Origin of the sequence: Halopenitus persicus, from assembly GCF_900107205.1 — an archaeon.
Lineage (GTDB): Archaea > Halobacteriota > Halobacteria > Halobacteriales > Haloferacaceae > Halopenitus > Halopenitus persicus.
On sequence record NZ_FNPC01000002.1, the window covers coordinates 159,293 to 182,206 of the forward strand.

General features: G+C 68.1%; 23 protein-coding genes and 1 pseudogene. 13 read left to right on the forward strand and 11 right to left on the reverse strand.

The annotated features are described in order from the left end of the window. Window positions 1-163: 163 nt before the first annotated feature. From BLV25_RS03785 to BLV25_RS03795, 3 genes are all read left to right on the forward strand, one after another. The gene (locus BLV25_RS03785; RefSeq protein WP_021075117.1) at window positions 164-628 is read left to right on the forward strand and encodes a DUF2085 domain-containing protein; all 465 of its coding nucleotides are present in this window, start codon (window positions 164-166) and stop codon (window positions 626-628) included. A 111-nt stretch (window positions 629-739) separates the two neighbouring features. Then, entirely contained in the window at window positions 740-1,357 is a 618-nt protein-coding gene (locus tag BLV25_RS17640; RefSeq protein WP_092730963.1) for a TM2 domain-containing protein, read from the forward strand. Window positions 1,358-1,459: 102 nt separating this feature from the next. After that, window positions 1,460-1,654 (forward strand): cold-shock protein, encoded by a 195-nt coding sequence (locus BLV25_RS03795; protein WP_021075115.1) that lies wholly within the window; start codon window positions 1,460-1,462, stop codon window positions 1,652-1,654. Window positions 1,655-1,760: 106 nt separating this feature from the next. On the opposite strand, the gene BLV25_RS03800 is transcribed toward BLV25_RS03795, so the two are convergent. From BLV25_RS03800 to BLV25_RS03810, 3 genes are all read right to left on the reverse strand, one after another. Next, complete coding sequence (locus tag BLV25_RS03800) at window positions 1,761-2,015, reverse strand: hypothetical protein (protein WP_021075114.1); 255 nt, start codon at window positions 2,013-2,015, stop codon at window positions 1,761-1,763. Next, complete coding sequence (locus BLV25_RS03805) at window positions 2,012-4,021, reverse strand: TRAP transporter permease (RefSeq protein WP_092730965.1); 2,010 nt, start codon at window positions 4,019-4,021, stop codon at window positions 2,012-2,014. The genes BLV25_RS03800 and BLV25_RS03805 overlap by 4 nt, the downstream gene beginning before the upstream one ends. A gap of 111 nt (window positions 4,022-4,132) precedes the next feature. Continuing rightward, window positions 4,133-5,317 (reverse strand): TAXI family TRAP transporter solute-binding subunit, encoded by a 1,185-nt coding sequence (locus BLV25_RS03810; RefSeq protein WP_092730967.1) that lies wholly within the window; start codon window positions 5,315-5,317, stop codon window positions 4,133-4,135. A 187-nt stretch (window positions 5,318-5,504) separates the two neighbouring features. Here BLV25_RS03810 and BLV25_RS03815 point away from each other — a divergent pair, with 187 nt between their 5' ends. Both BLV25_RS03815 and BLV25_RS03820 read left to right on the forward strand, forming a co-directional pair. Next, window positions 5,505-6,611 (forward strand): mandelate racemase/muconate lactonizing enzyme family protein, encoded by a 1,107-nt coding sequence (locus BLV25_RS03815; protein ID WP_021075111.1) that lies wholly within the window; start codon window positions 5,505-5,507, stop codon window positions 6,609-6,611. Continuing rightward, window positions 6,608-7,804, forward strand: a complete 1,197-nt coding sequence (locus BLV25_RS03820; protein ID WP_092730969.1) for a mandelate racemase/muconate lactonizing enzyme family protein — start codon at window positions 6,608-6,610, stop codon at window positions 7,802-7,804. Before BLV25_RS03815 ends, BLV25_RS03820 begins: the two co-directional genes overlap by 4 nt. A 69-nt stretch (window positions 7,805-7,873) precedes the next feature. Here the strand turns inward: BLV25_RS03820 and BLV25_RS03825 are convergent, their stop codons facing one another. The 4 genes and pseudogenes from BLV25_RS03825 to BLV25_RS03840 form a co-directional block, all read right to left on the reverse strand. Next, entirely contained in the window at window positions 7,874-8,833 is a 960-nt protein-coding gene (locus BLV25_RS03825) for an ATP-grasp domain-containing protein (RefSeq protein ID WP_092730971.1), read from the reverse strand. Between the two features lie 142 nt (window positions 8,834-8,975). Continuing rightward, complete coding sequence (locus tag BLV25_RS03830) at window positions 8,976-9,506, reverse strand: 50S ribosomal protein L16 (RefSeq protein WP_021075108.1); 531 nt, start codon at window positions 9,504-9,506, stop codon at window positions 8,976-8,978. 340 nt (window positions 9,507-9,846) lie between these two features. After that, window positions 9,847-10,575 (reverse strand): annotated as a pseudogene (nucS, locus tag BLV25_RS03835) (endonuclease NucS); the annotation flags it as partial. Window positions 10,576-10,719: 144 nt separating this feature from the next. Further along, window positions 10,720-11,100, reverse strand: coding sequence for an Hsp20/alpha crystallin family protein (locus BLV25_RS03840; protein ID WP_021075106.1), 381 nt, complete (start codon window positions 11,098-11,100; stop codon window positions 10,720-10,722). A 152-nt stretch (window positions 11,101-11,252) separates the two neighbouring features. Between BLV25_RS03840 and BLV25_RS03845 the strand changes: the two genes are divergently transcribed. Then, window positions 11,253-12,467, forward strand: coding sequence for a phosphoglycerate kinase (locus BLV25_RS03845; RefSeq protein WP_021075105.1), 1,215 nt, complete (start codon window positions 11,253-11,255; stop codon window positions 12,465-12,467). 81 nt (window positions 12,468-12,548) lie between these two features. Here the strand turns inward: BLV25_RS03845 and BLV25_RS03850 are convergent, their stop codons facing one another. Together BLV25_RS03850 and BLV25_RS03855 are read right to left on the reverse strand one after the other, a co-directional pair. Then, window positions 12,549-13,187 carry a GNAT family N-acetyltransferase gene (locus BLV25_RS03850; RefSeq protein WP_143114382.1) on the reverse strand — a complete coding sequence of 213 codons (639 nt, stop codon included), beginning with the start codon at window positions 13,185-13,187 and terminating at the stop codon, window positions 12,549-12,551. 217 nt (window positions 13,188-13,404) lie between these two features. Further along, window positions 13,405-14,469: a type II glyceraldehyde-3-phosphate dehydrogenase gene (locus BLV25_RS03855; RefSeq protein WP_021075103.1), complete on the reverse strand. Its 1,065-nt coding sequence runs from the start codon at window positions 14,467-14,469 to the stop codon at window positions 13,405-13,407. Window positions 14,470-14,706: 237 nt separating this feature from the next. Here BLV25_RS03855 and BLV25_RS03860 point away from each other — a divergent pair, with 237 nt between their 5' ends. The 4 genes from BLV25_RS03860 to BLV25_RS03875 all read left to right on the forward strand — a co-directional run bounded on the left by BLV25_RS03860 (window position 14,707) and on the right by BLV25_RS03875 (window position 18,218). Next, window positions 14,707-15,672 carry an aminopeptidase gene (locus BLV25_RS03860; RefSeq protein WP_092730975.1) on the forward strand — a complete coding sequence of 322 codons (966 nt, stop codon included), beginning with the start codon at window positions 14,707-14,709 and terminating at the stop codon, window positions 15,670-15,672. A gap of 117 nt (window positions 15,673-15,789) precedes the next feature. Beyond that, on the forward strand, window positions 15,790-16,440 hold the full coding sequence (locus BLV25_RS03865; protein WP_021075101.1) for an HVO_0476 family zinc finger protein: 651 nt from the start codon (window positions 15,790-15,792) through the stop codon (window positions 16,438-16,440). Window positions 16,441-16,649: 209 nt separating this feature from the next. After that, window positions 16,650-17,291, forward strand: a complete 642-nt coding sequence (gene pcm / locus BLV25_RS03870) for a protein-L-isoaspartate O-methyltransferase (protein ID WP_092730977.1) — start codon at window positions 16,650-16,652, stop codon at window positions 17,289-17,291. Between the two features lie 144 nt (window positions 17,292-17,435). Then, window positions 17,436-18,218, forward strand: a complete 783-nt coding sequence (locus BLV25_RS03875; protein ID WP_021075099.1) for a protein-L-isoaspartate O-methyltransferase family protein — start codon at window positions 17,436-17,438, stop codon at window positions 18,216-18,218. Window positions 18,219-18,269: 51 nt separating this feature from the next. Here the strand turns inward: BLV25_RS03875 and BLV25_RS03880 are convergent, their stop codons facing one another. Next, the gene (locus BLV25_RS03880; RefSeq protein ID WP_092730979.1) at window positions 18,270-18,755 is read right to left on the reverse strand and encodes a carboxypeptidase-like regulatory domain-containing protein; all 486 of its coding nucleotides are present in this window, start codon (window positions 18,753-18,755) and stop codon (window positions 18,270-18,272) included. A gap of 74 nt (window positions 18,756-18,829) precedes the next feature. On the opposite strand from BLV25_RS03880, the gene BLV25_RS03885 reads away from it, so the two are divergent. Both BLV25_RS03885 and BLV25_RS03890 read left to right on the forward strand, forming a co-directional pair. Then, window positions 18,830-20,080 (forward strand): ATP-binding protein, encoded by a 1,251-nt coding sequence (locus BLV25_RS03885; RefSeq protein ID WP_021075097.1) that lies wholly within the window; start codon window positions 18,830-18,832, stop codon window positions 20,078-20,080. A 31-nt stretch (window positions 20,081-20,111) separates the two neighbouring features. Then, window positions 20,112-20,438, forward strand: coding sequence for a hypothetical protein (locus BLV25_RS03890; protein WP_021075096.1), 327 nt, complete (start codon window positions 20,112-20,114; stop codon window positions 20,436-20,438). A gap of 97 nt (window positions 20,439-20,535) precedes the next feature. Here BLV25_RS03890 and BLV25_RS03895 read toward each other — a convergent pair whose 3' ends face one another. Further along, window positions 20,536-21,387, reverse strand: coding sequence for a hypothetical protein (locus tag BLV25_RS03895; RefSeq protein WP_039399915.1), 852 nt, complete (start codon window positions 21,385-21,387; stop codon window positions 20,536-20,538). 249 nt (window positions 21,388-21,636) lie between these two features. Between BLV25_RS03895 and BLV25_RS03900 the strand changes: the two genes are divergently transcribed. Then, complete coding sequence (locus BLV25_RS03900) at window positions 21,637-22,905, forward strand: ABC transporter substrate-binding protein (protein ID WP_092730981.1); 1,269 nt, start codon at window positions 21,637-21,639, stop codon at window positions 22,903-22,905. The last annotated feature ends 9 nt before the right edge of the window (window positions 22,906-22,914 follow it).

The window sequence follows — 22,914 nt, forward strand, 5'->3', positions numbered from 1 at the left end:
AGCGTCACTCCCCCGTCGCATCGGCGGTAGCGTCACTCCCCCGTCGCATCGGCGGTAGCGTCACTCCCCCGCCGCATCGGCGGTCGCGTCACTCGACCTCGAGTCTCGACGATCGTCGTCCGTCCCCCGCAACCTTTTGCCGACCCGTGCCCTCCGATCCGGCGTGGATCGCGACGTGCTCCGCCGGGAACTGCGCGCCGGACTCGCCGAGACGCGTCGGTATCTCCTCTCACACCACGAGCCGGCCGAGTACGACCGCTGCCACCGACTTCGTGTCGGAAGCCGGACCATCCATCTGTGCGCCCGCTGTTCCGGCGTCCATCCCGGAATCGCGGTGGGGATCGTCCTGGGGACCGGCGGGTGGCTCGGAGGGACCCTCGGACTCGCCGCGATCGCCGTCCTCCCGATCGCCGCGCTCGTCGATTGGACGCTCACCGCGGGTCGACCCGAGGCCGGATCGAACCGGGTCCGAACCGCGACGGGGCTCCTTCTGGGTACCGCCTACGGACTCGGACTCCATCGGCTCCTCCTCGGCGGCGACCGTCGCGTCCTCCTGATCGGGTTCGGGTACGCCGCGGTCGTCGCCGTGGCGCTGTGGTCCCATCGCGGCTCGCCCGTCGGATCCTGACGACGCTCGATCGCGGTCGCCATCGGATCCGCCACCCGATACCGCTCGGACGTGGCTCGCATCGCACCTCGGCCACATAATTATAAATACTCCCGGAAACACCTCGGAACTATGGCAGGTCCCACCGACGACGACACGGACCGTGATCGACGGTCACGCTCCGAGGAATCGACCGACGACGATCGCTCCTCCCCGAGCACCGGCGCCGCCGATGACGCCGGCTGGGAGGAGTCCGACGACCGTACCGGCGAGCCGACCGACGCCGGCGGAGCCGATCCCGACGACCGAGCCGGTGCGGGCGGCGCCGCCGGCGGAGCCGGGACGAGCGAAGCTGCCGGCGGAGCTGCACCCGATCGGGGCGGCGGACAAAGCCCGGCCCCCAACGAGCAGTTCTGTTCGAGCTGCGGGACGATCATCAAGAAACAGGCCGAGATCTGTCCGGAGTGTGGCGTCCGGCAGGGCGGCGGCGCCGCGGGCGGCGCCGGCGCACCCGGTGGAGCGGGCGGTGCCCCTGGAGCAGCCGGAAGCAGTAAGGACCGAACCACCGCCGGGATCCTCGCACTCCTTCTTGGCGGGATCGGGGCTCACAAGTTCTATCTCGGCGAGACCGGGATGGGACTGTTGTACCTCTGTTTCTCCTGGACGTTCATCCCGGCCATCATCGGCTTCATTGAGGGAATCTTATATCTCACCAAGTCGGACGAGGAGTTCCAGCGACAGTACGTGTAGGACTGCGGGTCCTGAGCCGCCGAGACGGCCCATCACGGCCGTTCCGGCGGCGGCGTCGAATGCACAATCCTTATGCCGACTACCGTCCTCCCTACGGGTGCAATGTCTACCGGAACGGTCGACTTCTTCAACGACACTGGCGGCTACGGCTTCATCTCGACTGAGGACGCGGACGACGACGTCTTCTTCCACATGGAGGACATCGGCGGCCCCGATCTTGAGGAGGGACAGGAGGTCGAATTCGAGATCGAGGACGCCCCCAAGGGCCCGCGCGCGACGAACCTTACCCGCCTGTAAGGTTCTCGGCGATCTCACTGACGCATCGGCACACGGCCGCGTTTTCGATTTTCTCGCCCCGCGAGCGACCGCCACGCCTTCGTCCTCCGTCTGGCGAAACGGGCCGTCACCCCGTGACGTAGAGATACGCCCACCAGACGTACCCCGCGGCGAGCATGACGGCGACGATCGCCTCCAACACCGTGATGTACGTCTCCCCGTGGGTCCGGCGGAACCGCTGGACGCGCTCGACGGGTCGCCACAGCGGCTGGAGCGGCTCCGGCAGGATCTCGCCGAGTCCGCTGACGCTTTCCGTGTCTATCGGCTGCTCGGCCGTCTCCTGGGTGGACATCGTGCTCGACTCGTCGTCGGAGGCGCTCATCGTTCCACCCCCCGACGGAAGGGGAGTTTCGCGCCGCGTTCGAGGACCTTTTCGGCGGCGAAGACCGCGCCGAACGCGACGATCCCGGCGACCTTCAGGAACCGACCGGGGTACACCATCACGAGCAGACCGAGCGCGAACAACGCTCCGCGGATCAGGACGCGGCGGCCGGCTGACGTCCGGAACGGATAGTTCAGGCCGTAGATCATGGCGACCGCTCCCACGAGCACCAGCACGCCGGTGAACAACGTGCTCAGCGTCGGAGCCATCGTCACGAGGCCGGGGTTGTAGACGAAGGCGATCGGGAGGACGAAAAGCGGCGCCGCGATCTTGATCGCCACGCCGCAGGTCCGCCAGAAGTTCGCCTCCGCGATGCCCGCGGCGACCACGGCCGCGGTCGCGACCGGCGGCGTGATCCCGGCCAGGATGGCGGCGTAGAACACGGTGTAGTGGGCCACGATCTCGGGGACGCCGAAGTCGGCGACGAACGTCGGCGCGATCAGGATGGCGACGATGACGTAGGACGCCACCGTCGGCATTCCCATCCCCATCAGGATCGCCACGGCCATTCCCAGCAGCACCGCGTACAGCAGGACGCCGCCCGAGAGGTCGATCAGGAGCAGCGCGATCTTGTTCGGAACGCCGGTGGTGGAGAGGATGTTGATGACGCCGTTGATCGAGACGAGAATGATGGCGATGGGCGCGAGGATGATCGCGCCGCGTCGGAACCCCGTGACCGTGTCCCAGAACTGTGTGACGAACTCCTCGACCGCGTCGCCGGCGGACTCCTCGATCCCGCGCTGGATGACCGGGAACGTGATGCCCGTGATGACCATCGCCACGATCGTCCACAGCGCGGCGGTCATCACGGTCCACTGGACGATGCCCAGCAGGTAGACCAGTATGACGAACGGGATCCCGAATCGAAGCCCTTCGAACGCCTTCTCGCGCCGGGAGAGCGTCTCCTCGAAGAACTCGGAGAACTGCATGTCCTGCGTGCTCGCGTCGCTGATCGCCGTGTAGTGGACGGCGATCCCGATGCTGGCGACGAGGATCGCTGCCGGCACCAGGCCGGCGACGATGATGTTGAGGTACTGCACGCCGAGATAGGAGGCCATGACGAACGCCGAGGCGCCCATAACCGGCGGGAGCACCTGGCCCGACGTGGAGGCGACCGCCTCGATGGCGCCCGCACGGTGGTTCGCCATGCCGCTTTCCCGCATCGTCGGGATGGTGAACGAGCCGGTCATGGCCGCGTTGGCTGTGTAGGAGCCGTTGATCGATCCGATCACGGCCGACGAGAGGACGGCCGTCTGTGCCACCCCGGACTTGATGTAGCTCGAGGTGACGATGGCGACCCGCAGGATCAGATCGAAGGCGCCGTATCCGAACAACAGCCCCGCGTACAGCAGGAACGGCGCGATCCAGGCGGCCGTCAACTGGGTGAGGCTCCCGTAGAAGCCGTACAGGTCGGTCACGAGCACCTGCAACAGCGTCAGCTCCTGCATCCCCGCGTGGCCGAGGACGCCGGAGACGTGGTTTCCGAACACGCCGTAGATGATCATCCCGCCGACCACGCCCAGAAACAGGTTGCCGAACTCCCGCCAGGTCAGGTACAGTATCGAGACGATGACCAGCCGGGCGAGCATGTACTCGTGGGGGGTGGCGTACCCCTGGCGCTGGAGATACACGAGCTCGAAGTTCAGCGCGAAGTACAGCGCCGACGTGATGAGAACGATCGACGACGCCAACAGCACGGCGCCGTCGATCCGGTTTCCGTCCTGGAGGGACTGCCGCGTCTGGTCGAGCGCGTACACCGTCATGATCCCGCCGACGAAGACGACGCCGAACTGGACGCGTCCGGCGCTCCCGACGAGAGGGATCCGTTGCGCGTGCGCCCACACCAGGACGATCAGCCAGAACACGACGGCCGCGACCGTGACGCTCACGTCGAGACCGCCTCGTATCGTCTCAGCCAGTCCGTTCCGATCCGTTCGTGTGCTCATTCGTTAGGTACCATTGGCTTCGCCGAATCACTCATACGTCACATCCATCGTCCGGGATCGGGGTGCCGTCGGCGGCCGCGAACGGGCGTCACGGGGACGCCCGCCGGGCGACTACCGTTCGCCGACCGTCAGCTCGTCGTTCCAGGCGTCGTTGTCCTGGTAGAACTGGGCGGCACCCGGATGGACCGGGATGTCCGGGATCGCCGAGGCGTGCATCGCCGAAACGCCCTCCTCGAAGTCGTTCATCTGGGCCTCGGCTTCGTTGACGGTGTCGTTGTGCTCGTAGACGACGCGACACAGCTCCCGGACGGCGGCGTCCTCGGCCGCGGGATTGAACATGTAGTTCACCTGGAGGTCCCAGTGGAACACCTCGTCGGTGCCGATGTCCTGGCCCATCCCCCACTCGTCGTAGGCGGTCGTTCCGGTTCCGGCCCCGCCGTACGACTCCGCCGACTCGCGCAGCGCGTCGGTGGGTTCGACGTAGTGGACGTCCACGCGCGAGGAGTACTCCTGTACCCACCCGGTGTAGCGAACGCCGGGAGTTCCGTAGGCGATCGCGGCGTCGATCTGGCCCTCCTCGAGCGCGCCGGGGGCATCGTCGACGGCCATGTTCTGGATGTTCATCTGGTCGTATACGTCGGCCGTCGGGTCCTGTGACCAGACGTCCAGCGTCGTCGCGCGCGTCGAGTAGCCCGGCTCCGCCGGATAGACGTTCGCGCCCGCGAGGTCGTCGAACGTCTCGATGCCGGTTCCGTCCCGGGCGACGACGTAGATGGAGTACGGGAACGCGTAGAACCCGTACCACGGGACGCTGTCGACCCCCTGGTCGGCGAACGTCCCCCGATCGTTCATCGCCTTGACCAGCGTGTTGTTGTCGGTGATCCCAGCGGGGAACTGGCCCTGGTCCATCCGCCGGACCGTTCCGATGTATCCCGGGCTCTCGATGGTCGCGTAGTCGAGGGTGTCGCTGTGCTGGCTGACGGCACGCTCCACGGCGAGTCCGACGGATCGCGTCCCGCCGGCGGACGTTCCGACGCGGAGCTGCAGCTGTTGGTCGCCGTTGCCGTCTCCATTTCCGTCCCCGTTGCCATCGCCGTTGCCGCCGCCGTTACCGTCACCATTGCCGCCACCGTTGCCGTTGCCACCGCCGTTGCCGTTGCCACCGCCGTTGCCGTTTCCATTGCCGCCGCCGTTGCCGGTACACCCGGCGATCGAGACGGCGCCCGAAACGCCGGCCAGCTCGACGAACCGTCGGCGGCTGACGATGCTCCGGCGATCGTTGTTTCCTCTGGACATAGCCGTTCGGAGGATCGGCTGGAACGTTTAATAATGTAATTTATATATTCATTCCTATATACACGAAATAAATGGGTATATCGAAAGGGATCTCTTATCTCAACTCGCCGAACGATCGTCCTTCGCACGATGCGGTTCTATTTGCCGGTATCTTCGGCTATTTGTTGGTCTGGATTCCCGCCCCGCTATGGAGATCACTGCGGTCGAATCGTTCCCGATCGAGATCCCGCTGGCCGAGCCGGTCTCCTTCTCGAACCGAACGATCCGCTATCGGGACCACGCGATCACGCGCGTTCGCACCGAGAGCGGGCTGGAGGGCGTCGGCTACTCGCTGGGATACGAGGGCGCGGAACTGATCGCGGACGCGGTCGAGTCGATGCTCGCCCCGACGGTGACCGGCGAGGATCCGCGGGACACGACCCGCCTGTGGCACGAGATGTACGAAGGAAACGTCCAGATCGGCCGAACCGGGCTCTTCCTGCGGGCGATCTCCACGGTGGACATCGCGCTGTGGGACCTGAAGGCGAAGGCGGCCGACCAACCCCTTCACAAACTGCTCGGCGGCTACGCCGAGGCCGTCCCCGCGTACGCCAGCGGCGGCTACTACCGCGAGGAGAAGGGCCACGACGGGCTCCGCTCGGAGATCGAACGGTACCTCGAGGCGGGACACGACGTCGTGAAGATGAAGGTCGGCCGTCGGCCCGTCCACGAGGAGGTCGACCGCGTCGCCGCGGTTCGTGAGACGATCGGCCCCGACCGAACGCTGTTGCTCGACGCCAACGGCGTGTGGTCGTCCGCGCCGGAGGCGATCCGGGCCTGTCGCGCCTTCGAACCGTACGACCCGTACTTCATCGAGGAGCCGGTGCTGATCGACCGGGTCGAGACGATGAGCCAGGTCAACGAGGCCCTCGAGTATCCGGTCGCGACCGGCGAGCTGGAGGGTACCCGTCACAACTTCGCGTCGCTGTACGACGCCGGCGCGGCGAGCGTCCTGCAACCCGATGCGACCGTCTGCGGGGGAATCACGGAGTGGCTCCGGATCGCCGACCACGCGGCGGCCTACGACGTCCCGATCGCGCCCCACTACAACTGGAACCTCCACGCATCGCTGCTCGGCGCGATCGAGAACGGTCTCTGGGTCGAGTACTTTTATCGGGACATGGACGTCAAGGTGTTCGACGACGTGGTTACGGATCCCCTCTCGCCGAACGGCGAGGGTCGGATCGAGCTGCCCGATACCCCCGGACACGGGGTCGAACTGGACGGGAACGCGCTTCGGGAGTTCAGGGTATGAGGGACTACGGCAACCACGCGTCGCGAAGCGCCGATCGAACCGTCGAGATCACTGACATCGACGTCCGCGTCGTCGCCGGGAACTTCGAGTGGAACCTCATCACGATCGAGACGGACGCCGGCATCACCGGGATCGGCGAGGCGTATCGGGGCGGCGGAGTCCCCGAGATCGTCGAGTACACGAAGCGGTTCCTCATCGGGGAGAACCCCCTCGATCCGGAGCGGATCGTCCGGCGGATCGTCCAGGAGATGTCGGGCCACGGCGGGACGACCGGGAAGGTCGTCACGGCGGCCTCGGGCATCGAGGTCGCGCTGTGGGACCTCGCGGGCAAGATCCTCGGCGTGCCGGTCTATGAGCTCCTCGGTTCGAAGTATCGCGACGAGGTCCGGATCTACTGTGACTGCCACGCCGGGGAGGCCTACGAACTCGAGGACGGCGCGACGGCCTACGCCGATGCCGACGCCTACTCCCCGGAGGCGTACGCGCGGGAGGCCGCCCGCGTTCGGGATCTCGGCTTTTCGGCGCTGAAGTTCGATCTCGACCTCCCGTCCGACACGCATCCCGACCGGACGAACGGTCGGTTGACCAACGACGCCATCGAGGAGAAACGCCGGATCGTCGCGGCCGTCCGGGACGAGATCGGCCACGACGTCGACCTCGCCTTCGACTGCCACTGGGACTACTCGGTCGAGAGCGCGAAACGGCTCGCCCACGCGTTGGAGCCGTACGACCTCATGTGGCTCGAGGACCCGATCCCGCCCGAGAACATGGGTGCACAGATCGAGGTGACCCGCGACACCCGCACGCCGATCGCCACCGGCGAGAACCGCTTCCAGGTACACGAGCTCTCCGAGCTGATCGACGAACACGGCGTCGACGTCATCACGCCCGACCCGACGACCGTGGGCGGGCTCGCCGAGACGATCCGGGTCGCCGACCGTGCCGAGGAGGAGTACATGCCGATCTCGCCGCACAACGTCTGCAGCCCGGTCGGTACGATGGCTTGCGTCCACCTCGGCGCGGTGATCCCCAACTTCGACCTCCTCGAATACCACGCCCTCGAGGTGGACTGGTGGGACGACCTCCACACACGGTCGGAACCGCTGATCCGGGACGGGACCATCGCGGTCCCCGAGGAGCCGGGGCTCGGGATCGAACTGGACGACGACGTCGTCGAGGCGCACCTCCTGTAGATCGGGCGGCGGTCGGGGGTCGATCCCCGCGAGGACGCCGGTTCCGTCAAAGCGGGTCGGCCGTCGAGCTCACTCCTCGGCCGTCCGGCGAATGAGCGCCGCCAGCCGGTCGTAGAACGTCGCCTCGTACTTCTCGGCGGCGTCGATCGTGGGCCGCGCGTTGGTCTCGGTCACCACGAGCCGGTCGTCCGTCTCGAGCAGGTCGACGCCGAGGTAGTCGATCCCCAGCGTGGCGGCGGTGCGTTCGGCCAGCTCGCGGTGCCGATCCGGCGGGTCGACCGGAACCGCGCTCGCGCCGCGATGGACGTTGTGTTTCCAGCGGCCGCCGGCGTGCTCGCCGCTGCCCCCCTCGGTGCCGGCGTGTCCGCCGCCTTCCGTGTCGTCATCGTCGGCCTCGGCTCCCGGCAGTCGGCGCTCGACCGCGCCCAGGCAGTCGCCGTCGACCACCATCAGCCGGTGGTCGCGTGCGTCGGGGAGGAACTCCTGGATCAGGTAGGACTTGTCGCCGGTCGCGCGGAAGTCGTGAACCAGATCGAGATAGTCGATCGTCCCCGAGAGGTCGTCCGGGTCGACCGCCTTGGCGACGCCGACGCCGCGGGTCGTGGAGTTCGGCTTGATCACGAGCGGGTACGACAGGCCCGCGTCGGCGACCGCCTCGTGGATCGTCGCCTCGTTGACCGGATTCGAAACCATCACGCTCCGCGGCACCGGGATCCCGGCCGCGTCGAGCGCGCTCGTGACGCCGCCCTTGTTGCGCGAGGTGAGGACGGCGTCGCGGTCGTTCACCCACGGCACCCCGAGGCGGGCGTCGAGCGCCGCCCCCTCCATCAGCCGCGTCGGGTAGACGAACCCCACGTCGACCGTCTCCGGGGCGGGATCGACCGGGTCCGCGGGCGCATCGGGGCTGCCGGTGAGTCGGATCGTGCGTCCCTTCGCACGGAGATGAACCACCTCGATCCCGCGCTCGGCGAGGGGATCACGGACGCGCTCGAAGGTCTCCGACCGGGTTGTCATCGCGAGCCGAAGCATCGATCCGCACGAGCGGGCCGAGGGGGATAAGCCTCGCGACGATGGCGGCGGCTGCGGGGGTCACGGACGGCGACCTCGGAGAAACGGGCCTCGCGTCGAAACGCCGATCCAACCCGGACGTTGTCGGGACGGGGCGCCGGCCTTACGAGACGAGCAGCTTCTCGCCGCGCTCGACGGTGATCCGGCAGGAGGGAGACATCTTGTTGTACGCGCGACGGAACGCCTCCTTGACCGCGGGGGCGTCCTCGGGGTCGCAGTAGGCGGTGAAGACGGCCTCGCCGTCGTTGATCCGCGCCGCGGTCCCGACCGGCTTGCCGAACGCCTGCCGCATCCCGTCGGAGACGCGGTCGGCCCCGGCGCCGGTCGCCTGCTTGTTCTCCCGGATGACCTGGTGGGGGAACTTCCGGAGGACCATCTTGTACTCGCCCTCGCCGATCTCCTTGAGGAGGTGGCGGTTGGCGGAGAGGCGGGCGCTCTCGAGGGATCCGTGGCGGATCTGGAGCTTCTCCTCGACGCGGAGGCTGATCTCGACCTCGTAGTCGTCGGGGTCCGCCTGAAGGTCTCCCATATTGTGCTGTGCGATCTTCGAACCCGGAATGCCCGTGATGTACTCGCGGCGCGTGTACGAGGGCTTGCTGATCGTCCGGTACATGGAGGCCGGCTTGTCTGACATGGTTACTTGTCGAGTATACCCGCCGCTGCGCGAATAAACCCTTCGAAAGGACCGCCGGATATCGCCCCGTCAGGCGGTCCCACGGCCGGTTCGGCGCCGTCCGGACCGAAAGGGCGTGGCCCGGCGGAGCGCGTCACTGCTGCGATTCTCGGCTCGCCGAGCCGGACGGCTCCGGAGCGTCGGCCTCGATGGGTTCGTCGTCATCGGACGCCGTCTCCGTTCCCAGCGTTTCGGCCTCCGGCTCCGTCGTTTCGGCCTTCGGCTCCTCCGGCTCCGTCGTTTCGGCCTTCGGCTCCGCCGCCTCCGCCGAATCCGTCGCTTTCGTTTCCGCTCCCGGCGTCTCCGGTTCCGGAGGCTCGAGCGCGACGTGTTCGAACCCGCGGTCGGCGAGCAGCTCGGCCGCGCGGTCGGTGATCGACGGCGCGACGAGGATCCCGCGGACCGCCGCGTCCGGGTCGCGGTCCGGCTCCTCGGCAACCGCATCCACGTATCTGGCGAGTTGGCTCACGGCGCTCGGCCCGACGCGCCGGCGTTTCAACTCGAGCACGACGGCCGTCCCCGACGCGTCGACGCCGAAGACGTCCATCGGACCGGCGGCGCTGTCCCGTTCGACCGCGGTCGGCTCGAAGCCGGGCTCGACGAGGTCGGGATCTTCGAGGATCCGCCGCCGGAGGTCGGCCTCGCTGCCGGTCACCTCGAGGTCGCGGCCGCCGGTCACGCCCATCGCCGAGAGCTGGTGGACCGCCGTGAACCGAACCGTGAGCGTCTCGTCGGGCGAGGTTCGCTCCGATCGAACCCGCAACCGCCCATCGCGGACGGCGGCGTGGTGGGTCGACCCCGGCGGCTGCCAGTTGACCGGCGTGCGCTTCTCGTCGGTGTGAACGAGCGCCGACCCGTCCGGCTTGAGCACGAGCAGCCGGTTTCCAAGTCCCAGCGTCGAGGCCGCGCGACCCTCGTACTCGACGCTGCACTCGCCGAAGACGGTGATCAGGTCGCCGCGGTCGAAGGCGGACTCGAGCTCCCAGAGCGCCTCCCGATGGCTGGGTGTATGGAGGGTCGTGACGGTCACTGTCGCGGACTATGGGACGATCGGTGAAAAGGCCGCCGGGGCGCGGGAACGGTGGACGAGGAGCGACGCCGCGGTCCGCCGACGGCGGCTCCACGACACGATCGGCGGCTCTCCGATCGGCGGCTAGCTGACGTTGATCGGCGGCTAGCTGACGTCGATCGACGCCGAGTCGTCGGCGCGGTCGAAGGTCACTTCGAGGATGCCGTTGTTGAACGTCGCGGACGCCGACCGCTCGTCGACCCGGACCGGAAGGTCGATCCGCTCGTCGTACTCCCGGCGGTCGGAGGCGGCCGAGACCGTCAGCGTCTCGCCGTCACACTGGAGGGAGAGGTCGTCCTTCGAGACGCCGGGCAGGTCCGCGACCAGTCGCACGGTATCGTCCTCGACGTACGTGTCGACGTGCGTCTCCGTGCCGAAGCCCGCGTCGTCGGCGTGGTCGCCGTTCGCGTTGGCCATCTGGTTCATCATCCGCTCGATCTCCTCGAAGAGGTCGCCGAACGGATCGTCGCGGTCGTCTCTGTCCATGTTCGAGGGCAGGGCTGTGACTCGGATAAGCCTTCTGTCAGCCGTGGTTTCCGCCGTCTCGAACGGGGGCAGTTCTCCGCCGACCGTGTGAACGGTTCCCGGGTCCGGCGCGTTTCCCCACGGCTAAGTGAGCCCTCCCCGTTCGGGCACGTATGGCACCGTTCAAGACGCTCGACGACCTGCCGGCCGACGCCCGCGTGCTGGCGCGTCTGGACCTCAACTCGCCGATCGAGGAGGGACGGCCGCGGGACAACCGGCGGTTCACACGCCACGCCGCCACCGTCCGGGAGCTGGCCGAGCGGGGGCATCCGGTCGTCTGTCTGGCCCACCAGGGACGACCCGGAAACGACGATTTCGTCTCCCTGAAGGGCCACGCCGAACTGCTGGCGTCACACGTCGGCCGCGAGGTCGCCTTCGTCGCGGACACCCACGGAGCGGCCGCCCACGAGGCGATCGAGGCACTCGGCCCGGGCGAGATTCTGCTGCTCGAGAACGTCCGGATGTCCGACGACGAACTCCCCGAGGCGGACCCCGAGACCAAGGCCGAGACCGAGTTCGTTCGGTCGCTCGCGCCGTACTTCGACGCCTACGTCAACGACGCCTACTCCGCCGCCCACCGAGCACACGCCTCGCTCGTCGGGTTCCCCCGCGTCCTTCCCGCCTACGCCGGCCGGGTGATGGAGGCCGAGTACGAGGCCAACACCGCGATCGCGACCCGGGAGTTCGACGGCCAGGTGACGATGATCATCGGCGGCACGAAGGCGACCGACGTCATCGACGTGATGGACGCCCTCGAGGGGAAGGTCGACCGGTTCCTGCTCGGCGGCGTCGCCGGCGAGCTCTTCCTGCGCGCCGCCGGCTACCCGGTCGGTCACGACCTGAAGTGGATGGATCTCTTCGACGACCAGTGGGAGCGGACCCACGAGACCGTCGAGACGCTCCTCGAGGAGCGCGGCGACGAGATCGAGCTTGCGGTCGATCTCGCCTACGAGGACGAGACCGGCGACCGGACCGAGATCGACGTCGACGACGTCGAGGAGAAGACGACCGCCTACCTCGACGTGGGGTCGGCGACCGTCGACGCCTACGAGCCCGTGATCCGGGACTCGGCGGCGGTCTTCCTGAAGGGCGCGCTCGGCGTCTTCGAGGACGAGCGGTTCGCGGACGGGACCGTCGGCGTCCTCGAAACGATCGCCGACACGGACTGTTTCTCCGTGATCGGGGGCGGTGACACCTCCCGGGCGATCGGGCTCTACGGACTCGACGAGGGCGACTTCTCGCACGTCTCCATCGCCGGCGGCGCCTACATTCGCGCGCTCACCGGCGAGCCGCTCCCCGCGGTCGAGGAGCTGCAACGCGACGCTTGAGGGAACCCCTTTTCAACCGTTCCGGCCGGTCTCCGTCCCGACCCTTCGTCCCCTGTCTCCGGATTAGTCCTCCTGAATCGCTCACTCCGCCCGCAGCGCCGGCGGGTGTTGGACCTCGATCGCCGTCGCGGTCGACAGCGGCAGCCGCATCTCGATCTCCCGCGCCTTGCGCTCGACCACCTCGAACCCGAGCCGCCGGTAGATGTCACAGGCCACGGAGTTCGACGGCTCGACGGTCAACTCGATCGCCTCCCGACCGTTCGCCGCGCCGAGGGCGATGATCTGCTTGCACAGCTCGGTCCCGAGCCCCCGGCCGTGGTAGGCCGGTCCGACGAAGACGGCGAGCTCGGGGTCGGCGGCGTACGTCGGCGTGTACACCGCGTGGCCGGCGATCCCGTCCGGTCCGTGGGCAACGACGTTGAGCCCCCGGTCGAACAACCGGTCGAGCCACGTGTGGATCTGCCGGTCGTTGACCGGCGGGAGTCCCTGGGCCCGCTCGGTCGAGGTGAACGTTTCGTACATCTCCACGAGCCCGTCCCGATCGGCGTCAGTTGCCTCGCGGATCGTCCAGGGCGTCCCGTGTTTGTCCACGAACCGCGGACAGCGCGGCGGACAGTGGGGCGTCCCCTCGCAGTCGTCGGGGGCCCAGTACGAGCAGGCGGCCTCGGGGTCGGATCCGGAGGCTGCGTCGGGATCGTGAGTGTCGTCGGGATCGGTCATGGGTCGGTCTCTGGTAAGGGGCGGTGATGGATCCGTGCGCGGTGTGCGAGCCGTTCTCGTCGTGCAGCCGTCACTACGGGCAGGACGTCCTTCAACGCGACCACGAACATCTTCGGTCGGCACGGAAAAGGCAGTCAACGGACCGACCGATGGTCCCGGCAATCGGACCGACCGATGGTTTCGACGACCGATGTACCGACTTCGATGGCCGTATCGCTCAGTCGTCGACCGGAACCGCCTCGCGATCGCCGCGAACGTCGAACAGGCTCTCGAGCCCGACGCCCAGCGCCTCGTTCGTTCGCTCGACCGACTCCGCGGCGTCCACGTCGGTCACCATCGCCCGGATCGCGTCGACGTTCTCGGGGATGACGTCCGACTCCTGGTGGACGTTCTGGAACAGGTACAGGTCCGGGCCCTCCATCCCGACGGACTCCGCCCAGACGCAGTTCTCCCACAGGTCGCCGCGGGGACGTCCCGCATCGAGGGCGTAGTCCTTCAGCTTGCCGGCGCCGTCGATGTCGGCGGTCTCCGGGATCGTGAAGACTCGGGATTCGTCGGCGAGGAGATCCAGGATCGCGTCCTCGTCGGGCTCGGCCGCGAGCGTGACGTTGAGGCTGTGGGTGTGCATCAGCGTCGTCGGGGCCTTCAGCGCGAGCGTGTCGATGTCGACGTCAGGGAAGATCGTGTTGACGTCGGGGCCGTGGTGGGAGGGGATCGAGACCGGGTCGGGGAGCACGTCGTTGACCGGCCCGCGGCCCGTCTCGGAGGGATCGCCGCTGCGTCGCACGAGCGTGACCCGCACCTTCTCGATGCCGTACTCCTCCTCGAGCGGGGCGATGACCCGCGAGAGAGCGGTCGTGTTACACGAAACCACGCGGACGTAGTCGGCGTCGCGGGCGTCCTCGAAGTTCGACCGTGCGTTGAAGGAGACGTCGGCGACGTCGGCACCCTCGCCGCCCTGGAAGACCGCGGGCGTGTCGTGGTCCTCGTAGACGGGGCGGTTCTTCGCGCCGATGTCGCTCGGGCAACAGTCGACGACGATGTCGCTGGCCTCGACCAACGCATCCAGGTCGCCGGCGACCTCGAGGCCGGCGTCGGCGAAGGCGTCCGCCCGGTCCTCGATCGCCGCGTAGAGGTCGTATCCGCGCCGGACCGCCGCCTCGGCCTCGTAGTTCGGCCGGGTCTTCGCGACGCCGCTGACCGTCATATCCGGCTGGGCCGCGACGGCGTCCGCGACGCGTTTTCCGATCGTTCCGTATCCGTTTACGCCCACGTGGATCATGTACGAAATTCGACCGGCGACCCGTATAATCGTTACGAGACCACCGGAGACGGTCGGTGTGTGGTGCGTCCGTCTCCGGCCACGCCCGTTCTCGTCACACCCGTTCTCGTCACACCCGTTCTCGTCACACCCGTTCTCGCCACACCTATTCTCGTCCACGCCCGTTCTCGTTCGGCGCCCGCCGTCCCGGCGCCACGAGAGGGAAACGCTAACGGGCTGGGCGTTCGACCGGAACGTATGTCGACCGACGTGACCGACGCCGACCTCGCGACCGCCGCCGGCACCGCCGTCGGACAGTGTCTGAACCTCGCCGCCGACGAATCGATCGTCATCGTCACCGACGACGAGCGCCGGCCGATCGGCGAGGCCCTGTACGCGGCCGCCCGCGACGTGACCGACGACGCGACGATCCTGCAGTATCCGCCCGGCAAGCAACACGGCGGCGAACCCCCCGCTGCCGTCGCCGAGGCGATGGCGGCGACCGACGCGTTCCTCGCGCCGACGACCAAGAGCATCAGCCACACGCGTGCACGCGGCGACGCGTGCGAGGCCGGCGCGCGCGGCGCCACCCTGCCCGGGATCACCGAATCGGTGTTCGTGACCGGTCTCGATGCCGATTACGCCGCCATCGCCGACCACTGTGCGGCGGTCCACGACCGGGTCGCCGGCGCCGACACGGTCCGCGTCACGACGCCCGCCGGCACCGACATCACGTTCGAGCCGGGCGACCGCGAGTGGCACACCGACACCGGGCTGGTCCACGAGCCGGGCGACTTCTCGAACCTCCCCGCCGGCGAGGTGTTCGTCTCCCCGGAGACGGCCGACGGCACCTACGTCGTCGACGGGACGATGCGGCCCCACGGGCTGCTCGCGGACGACGAACGGCTCACCTTCGAGGTCGAGGACGGGTACGTCACCGAGATCTCCGACCCCGCGATCCGCGACCAGGTCGAGGCCGGCGCCGAGACGGTCGGTCGGGACGCGTACAACCTCGCCGAGCTCGGGATCGGCACGAACGTCGGGGTGACCGACCTCGTCGGCTCCGTCCTCCTCGACGAGAAGGCCGCCGGCACCGTTCACATCGCGATCGGCGACGACGCCAGCATCGGCGGCGACACTGAGGCCCCGCTGCACCTCGACGGGATCCTTCGGGACCCGACCGTGTACGTCGACGGCGAACCGATCGATCTGCCGTCCGCGTGATACCTTTCCCGGATCGGCTCATCGTCCCGACCGCGTGAGCTCCCGACGCGCGCGAGCCGTCCACACGCGCTGCCCGACACACGCGGGTTTTTAGGCCTCGACGGGCTAGCGCCACCAATGAGCGACACACGCGAACGCGTCGGTCTCGTCTGCCCCTCCTGTTCCACCGACGAGCCGACGGTCCACGAGGTGCTCAGTCCCGGCGGGCAAGCCACCGTCAGATGTACCGACTGCGGTCACACGCACAAAGCCGAGATCCCCGAGCCGGAGACGGCCGCGATCGACGTCGTCGTCTCCCAGGACGACGAGTCGTTCACGACGACGATGGAGGTTCCTGCCGACACGTACGCCGAGGTCGGCGGCGAGTTCGTCGTCGACTCCCCGGAGGCGCTGCTGCAGGCCCGGGTGACCGACATCGAGGTCGGCCCCGAGGAACGCGTCGAGGAAGCCGACGTCGAGGAGATTCGGACGTTGTGGACCCGTGCCGTCGACAACGTTTCGGTGAAGGTGACGCTGCATCCGGCCGACGGCAATCGCGAGCAAACACGTCCGCTCACGGTCACCGTTCCCGGCGACTACGAGTTCGAGATCGGTACCACCGAGACGTTCGGCGATGAGGAGTTCACCGTCGAGGGGATCCAGATCCGGGAGAACGCCCCCGACTATCGGTTCGACAAGCTCGACCACGAGGGCGATCTGGCCTTCGCGAAGGACGTCAAGCGGCTGTACGCGCGCGACGAGACCTCGACCGCTTGGTCGGCCTGGTAGGAACGTCCCGTCGCTCCCGTCCTCTTCGATCCCGTCCTCCCGGCTTGTTTCGCTCCGTCCTCCCGGCTTGTTTCGCTCCATCCCTCGTGCATCCCGACGGTTCGCGGTTAGCTGCTCTCGCGGCGGCCGCTCTCACGGCGCCCGTTCCGCGACGCCGTCAGATCGTCCGGACCACAGCTTTCAGGAGCGGTCGTAATCTATGGTATTGTATGTCACCCGACGATGCCCGCGACCGGCTGGTCGAACGGCTCCGGAAGCGGTTGGACGTCGACGAGGCCGTCCTCGCGGCGATCGGGTCGGTTCCCCGCCACGAGTTCGCCTCCGATGCGACCATGGAACGTGCCTACGCCGACCGTCCGCTGCCCATCGGCGCGGATCAAACGATCAGTGCGCCGCATATGGTCGCGTTGATGGCGGACCTGATCGACGTTTCCGACGGCGATCGCGTGCTTGAGATCGGGACCGGCTGCGGCTACCACGCTGCGGTCGTCGCCGAGCTCCTCGGCGAGTCAGGGACGGTCTATAGCGTCGAATACGTCGACGAGCTCGCGGCTGCGGCCCGCGACCGCCTCGATCGGTTGGGCTACGACGCCGTTCACGTTCGCGTCGGTGATGGACGTGACGGCTGGTCGGAACACGCGCCCTACGACGCGGCCTACCTCACCTGTGCGGCCGCAGACGGGATTCCGGATGCCATCCTCGACCAGACGCGGGTCGGCGGGCGGGTCGTCGGACCAGTCGGTCGTCGGGGACGCCAGGAGCTCGTCCGACTCGTCGTCCAACCGGACGGTCACGAACGTGAACGCCACGGAGGCGTTCGGTTCGTTCCCATGGTTGGCGACCAGGAGTGACCGGGGTTTCCCCCTGCCCGATCCCCACTCCTGATCGACCGCGGCTCGTCTCCCGACCGACCGAGATCCGCCATCGCTCGACCTTCCGGATCGGGAGTCGATCGGGAGCGTGCAGTTCATTACGCCCGACGCCCGAGTTCGGATATGGACGAGGCGACGTTGCGGGCGGACATGATCGAGAGCCTGGAACACCGTCTCGATCGCCCGCTCGAGGAACGGGTTCTCTCGGCGCTCCAGCGTGTCCCCCGTGAGACGTTCGTCTCGGAGGCCCCGTACGACGACCGGGCCGGCGAGGAGCACGGCACGCGCACGCTCGCGCCCTCGACGGTGGTTCGGATGGTCTCGGCGCTCGACCCCCATCCCGGCGAGGAGACGCTGGTCGTCGGCGCCGGGGTGGGGTACACGGCGGCGGTTCTCGCGGAGGTCGTCGGCGCCAGACGCGTCCACGCGATCGACGTCGACCGGGACCTCGTCCGTCTGGCCCGGTCGAACCTCTCCGAAGCCGGGTACGACGCCGTGTTGGTCGATCGGCGGAACGGAACCACCGGGCTCCCCGAGTACGCCCCGTTCGACCGGATACTCCTGGAAGCTGCCGTCGCCGAGCCGCCCCGCGCCCTGCTCGACCAACTCGCCGCGGACGGTCGACTCGTGCTTCCCCGCGGCACCGGCACGCAGACCCTGATCGCCGTCCGCCCCGACGCCGGCGAGCACTCCGACGGGGCGGAGCGGTCCGATCCTCCCGACCGCCCCTATCGGATCCTCGAGCGGGCCGGTCCCGTCCGCCTCCCGCCGATGCTCGCCGACGGCGAACGCGGCCGGATCGAGCGCAACCGTACCCGCCGCGAGGACGCCGAACGGGCGGCCGCGGGAGCTTCCTCCCGACAGGGATGGGAACACGACTGGGTCGACTGGGACGAGCGCCGCTGACCGCTCCGGAGGTCGCCGCAGCCGCGTCCGATCGCGCCGGGTCCGGTCGAGTCACGACGATCCGTCCGCAACGACCAGCACGTTCGTGTTCTCCCGGTCGTCAGTGTACTCGCTGCCTGCGGGAGGTTTGACGTCGACTTCGAGCGTGCCGTCGGCCTGATTCGGGCCGAGCTCCGGGGCTACGGTGACGGTCGCCGTTCCGGTTTCGTCCGTCCGTGCGGTCGCGACCGATCCGATCCGTGCGGTCTTTCCGCGCACGACGATCGTCGCGTCGGCGACCGGCGATCCGTCCGGGTCGACCACGGTGAACGCGATCTCCTGCTCGCCGGTCGTGGTCACCTCGGGTTCCGGCTGTACGTCGAGTTCGATCACGGCGAGCCCCTCGATCCCGCTCACCATGCTCATCATCACGCTCAGGCTCGCGACGCCGACCACGAGCGCGATGACGAGCCGGATCGGCAGCCCCTCGATCGCCCGTTCGTCACGCCGGAGGTCGTCGATCCCGTCACGGAGCATCGTTCCTGCCGTTTCGATCATGGGCCGTCTGGGCTCGGGTTCGGATATAAACCCTCGTCCGGCGATTTTTCCCGGATGCCGCCCCACCGTCCTCGATGACTGAACGCGACCTGCCCTCGAGCCCACACGTTCGTTCCGGGACGAACTCCCGTTCGGCCGGTCCTCTCGGCAAGCGGAACGGGTCCGGCCCGTTCGGGGAAGCCGAGGGGGTGAGTTGCGGCGTCTCGGGCACGCACCAGTATGACTCCGGATCGGCAGCCACCAACGGTCCGTCCGATGTCCCGTCCGACGTATCGTCCGAGCCGACGCCACACGTGCTCGGCCGCGAGCCGGGATCCGGCGGACCGATCGCCCGTCTCGGCGCGTTCCTGGCCCGTGACGGGAGCACGGGCGCGCCGGTCGGGATCGACCTCGATGGCCCACACGCCGGCGTGTTGGTCGGGAAACGCGGTACCGGGAAATCCTACACGCTCGGCGTCCTCGCGGAGGAGATCGCGGCGACGGTCGGCGTCTCTCCGATCGTGCTCGACCCGATGGGCGTTTTCGAGGGGATCGCGGCGCTTCCGGACGGCCGCGTGCTCGAGGCGACGATCCACCCCGAATCGCTCCCGCCGGACCGGTGGCCGGAGATCGCCCGTCTCGACCCGGACCGTCCGCCCGGAAGTCTGCTTTGGCGAGTCGTCGAGGCGGTCGCCGACGGTTCCTCCCGGACATCACTCTCCGCGATCCGCGAGGCGATCGCCGATGCGGACGCTCCGGCGGCGACGAAGCGCACGGTCGAGAACCATCTCGACCTGCTCGCCGCCTGGGACGTCTTCGACGCCGACGCGCCGTCGGTCGGATCCCTCATCGGCGGCGGTCCCACCGTCGTCGATTGCCGGTCGCTTCCGCCGGCCGCGACGAAGGCGATCGGCTACGCGCTCGCTCGCGGCATCTACGACCACTGCGTCGGGGGCACTTCGGACGTCCAGCCTTGGCTGTTGGTCGACGAGGCACACGCGTTCCTCGAGGGGCTCGCCGCCGACGCGTTTCGCACCCTCTTCACGCGCGGTCGCGCACCCGGCGTGAGCGTCGTCTGTGCGACACAGCGTCCGAGCGCCCTTCCGCCGGTGGCGGTCTCACAGTCCGACCTCGTGATCGCCCACCGGCTGACGGACGAGCGGGACGTCGATGCGCTGCGCGTCGCGCAGCCAACCTATCTCGCCGACGACCTCGGCGACACGCTTCCCGCGGGCGTCGGACGGGCGCTCGTCGTCGACGACGCCACCGAGGGTGCCCACACGGTTCGCGTTCGTGAACGACATACCGTACACGGCGGCGCGAGCCCGTCCGTCAGCGATCGGTAGTTACAGGCGTCCTTCTCCCGTACCGACGCACGTGACCTCCGAGACCGACGACGCCGACCCGGACGGGAGCGACCGGTCCGCCGCCGCGAACGCGGGACGTGAGGGCGGACACGACTCCCCGGAAACCGTCGACGAGCCGCCGGAACTTCGGATCGAGGAGCTCTCGCTTCCACAGCGGGTGTTCGTCGCGGCGGTACAGAACCCGTTTCGCGGTGCCCTCATCGCGCTGCTGTTCGGGCTTGCCTTCTCGTTTTTCATCGCGCTGTGGCTCGTGTTTCCCCGGATCGCCGCCGGATTCACCGTCCTGGCCCTCGTTGTGGGGGGGCTGATCGCCGCGGTACTCACGCTGCTCCGGTGACCGAGAGGGGTCGTCGACGACGGCGACCGATGCGACGCCGTGACGTTCCTGCGGCGGTCGAGAAACGACGTCTCCGGCCCCGATCACGCGCCGGTGCTCAGTACCGCGACGGCATGAACGCGAACGCGATCAGGAACACCACGAAGCCGAGCGAGACCCACTGCACTCGGGTCAGCCCCGACATCCGCTGCTCGAACTGGTCGATCTCGGCCAGCTGTGCCTCGTATGACTCCATATTACTCGAAAGCGACACGGTCGAGCTGTCCTGGAAGATCACGACGAAGTCCGTCCCGCCGAGCGTCACCGTTCCCTGTTGGGATAGTCCGGCCGAGGCCGTTTCGACGGTCTCCCATCGGAGCCTCGCCTCGCTCGCGGTGACGTTTTCGACGGTCGCGTCGTGACCGTCGTATTCGATCGTTTCGCCTTCCGCGAGCTGCCGTTCCTCGGGCTCGGGGAAGTACTCCCCGGCCGGGACGAGCGTCGCGGACCCGTTCTCGTCCCGAACCACGACGTACTCCTCGCCGTCGCTCTGGACGGTCTCGTTGTCGGCGGCCGAATCGTTCTCGAGGATCGCCGTCCGGTCGAGCTCGTCCCGCAGCGTGACCGCGTCGGGATCGTCGCCGTCGATCACGACGCGCCAGTCGTTGCCGTCGTACTCGACGACCGAGTCGTTGGCCCACGTCGCCGATTCCTCGACGGTCCGGTTCCACTCGACCGTTCCCGTCAGCGTGGTCGTCGTCGCGCCGTGACCGCCCTCTTCAGTCTCCTCGGTCACCTCGGTGACGGTGTAGGTCGTTCCGTTGTGCTCGAAGGAGTCACCTGCCCCGCCCTCGAACGCCGGGTTGTCGAACGAGACCTCCGGGGCGTCCGCGGTCGCCGTAAGTGTGCCCGCTGCCGCGCCCACGAGTACAAAGAGCACGGCGTACACGGCTACAGCGCGTCGTTGCATAGTTCGAGCATAGGACACCCGGCGTATAACGGTTACTTTCCCTTCCGATCGCTGGGAAGACCACCGACATCGGTTCCAGTGGCCACCGTCGGTCGAGTTCGAACGGTTCGGCTTTCGTCGCCATCCGCTTCTCGGACCGCGTCGATCCTTCCGAATGGCTCCGTACTACCGGTTCAGGCAAAACATGTTAAGGCAAATATATACCGATAATTTAAAATCATCATAGCCGCGTACTGACGGTAGGTATCTATGGACAGACGCACCTTCCTGAAGGCAAGCGGCAGCGCGACGACCGTTGGCGTCCTCGCCGGCTGTATCGGCGGAAACGGTAACGGCGGCGGCAATGGAAACGGCGGCGGCAACGGCAATGGCGGCGGAAACGGTAACGGCAATGGTGGCGGGAACGGCGACGGCGGCAGCTCCGACGAGCCGATCGTGATCGGCGCGATCCAGCCGTTGTCGGGGAACTTCGGCCCGTGGGGCCAGGCTCACCAGGCCGGCCTGGAGTACGGCATTCAGGAGATCAACGCCGACGGCGGCGTCCTCGACCGCGAGCTGGAGGTCGTCTCGAACGACACGGCGAGCGACCCCTCACAGGCGGACAGCTACTTCCGCGAGTTCGTCGAGCAGGACGATGCGGTCGCGATCACCGGCGCGGTCTCGAGCGACGTCGGGATCCGAACCTCCGACACCGCGCAGGAGCTCGAGGTCCCGAACTTCCTCCATATGGCCGGCGCCGACGCCGTGATCAACGACCAGCGTCAACACACCTTCCGCGTCGGCCTCCTGCCGGCCTCGAACACGATGATCGCGCAGTCGCAGCTCATCGAGGAGCGCGGCTACGAGAACATCGGCGCGATCGTCGGCGACTACGCGTGGGGCCGCTCGATCGAGGCCGCGATGCAGGAACAGTTCGACGTCGACGTCCAGATCGAGGTCGCGCCGGTCGGCACGTCCGACTTCCGGCCGTACCTCCGAAGCTTCGATGACGACATCGAGTTCCTGAACGCCACCGGCCACCCGCCGGGCAACTTCACGATCACCCAGCAGGCGTTCGACATCGGCCTCGATCCGGACGTAGTCTCCGGATCCGGGTTCCCGCCCGCGGTGATTCAGGGCGCGCTCGGCGACCTCGCACAGGAGGCGTACCTCCACTACCATATGTCCGATTACACGACGGACGAGTACATCAGCGTGGCCGAGGGCTTCGGCGAGGAGTTCCCGGACCAGGACTTCGATACCCACCACAGCTACGGCTACGTCACGGCGCACCTGATCGCCGCCGCGATCGAGAACGCCGGCGAGGCGACCCCGGCGGCGATCACCGAGGCGGTTCGCGACATCGAGTTCGAGACCCTCTATCCCGAACCCCTCCAGTACACGAACGGCGGCGAGCCCGACGGGCAGGTCCAGATCTACAGCCAGTTCACCTCCGAAGCCCCCGAGTACGCTTCCGACCGCGACTGGGGCCTCTCGGAAGTGTTCCGCTCGGATCCGCTTCCCGCACGCGAGTACTGACCCGAACCG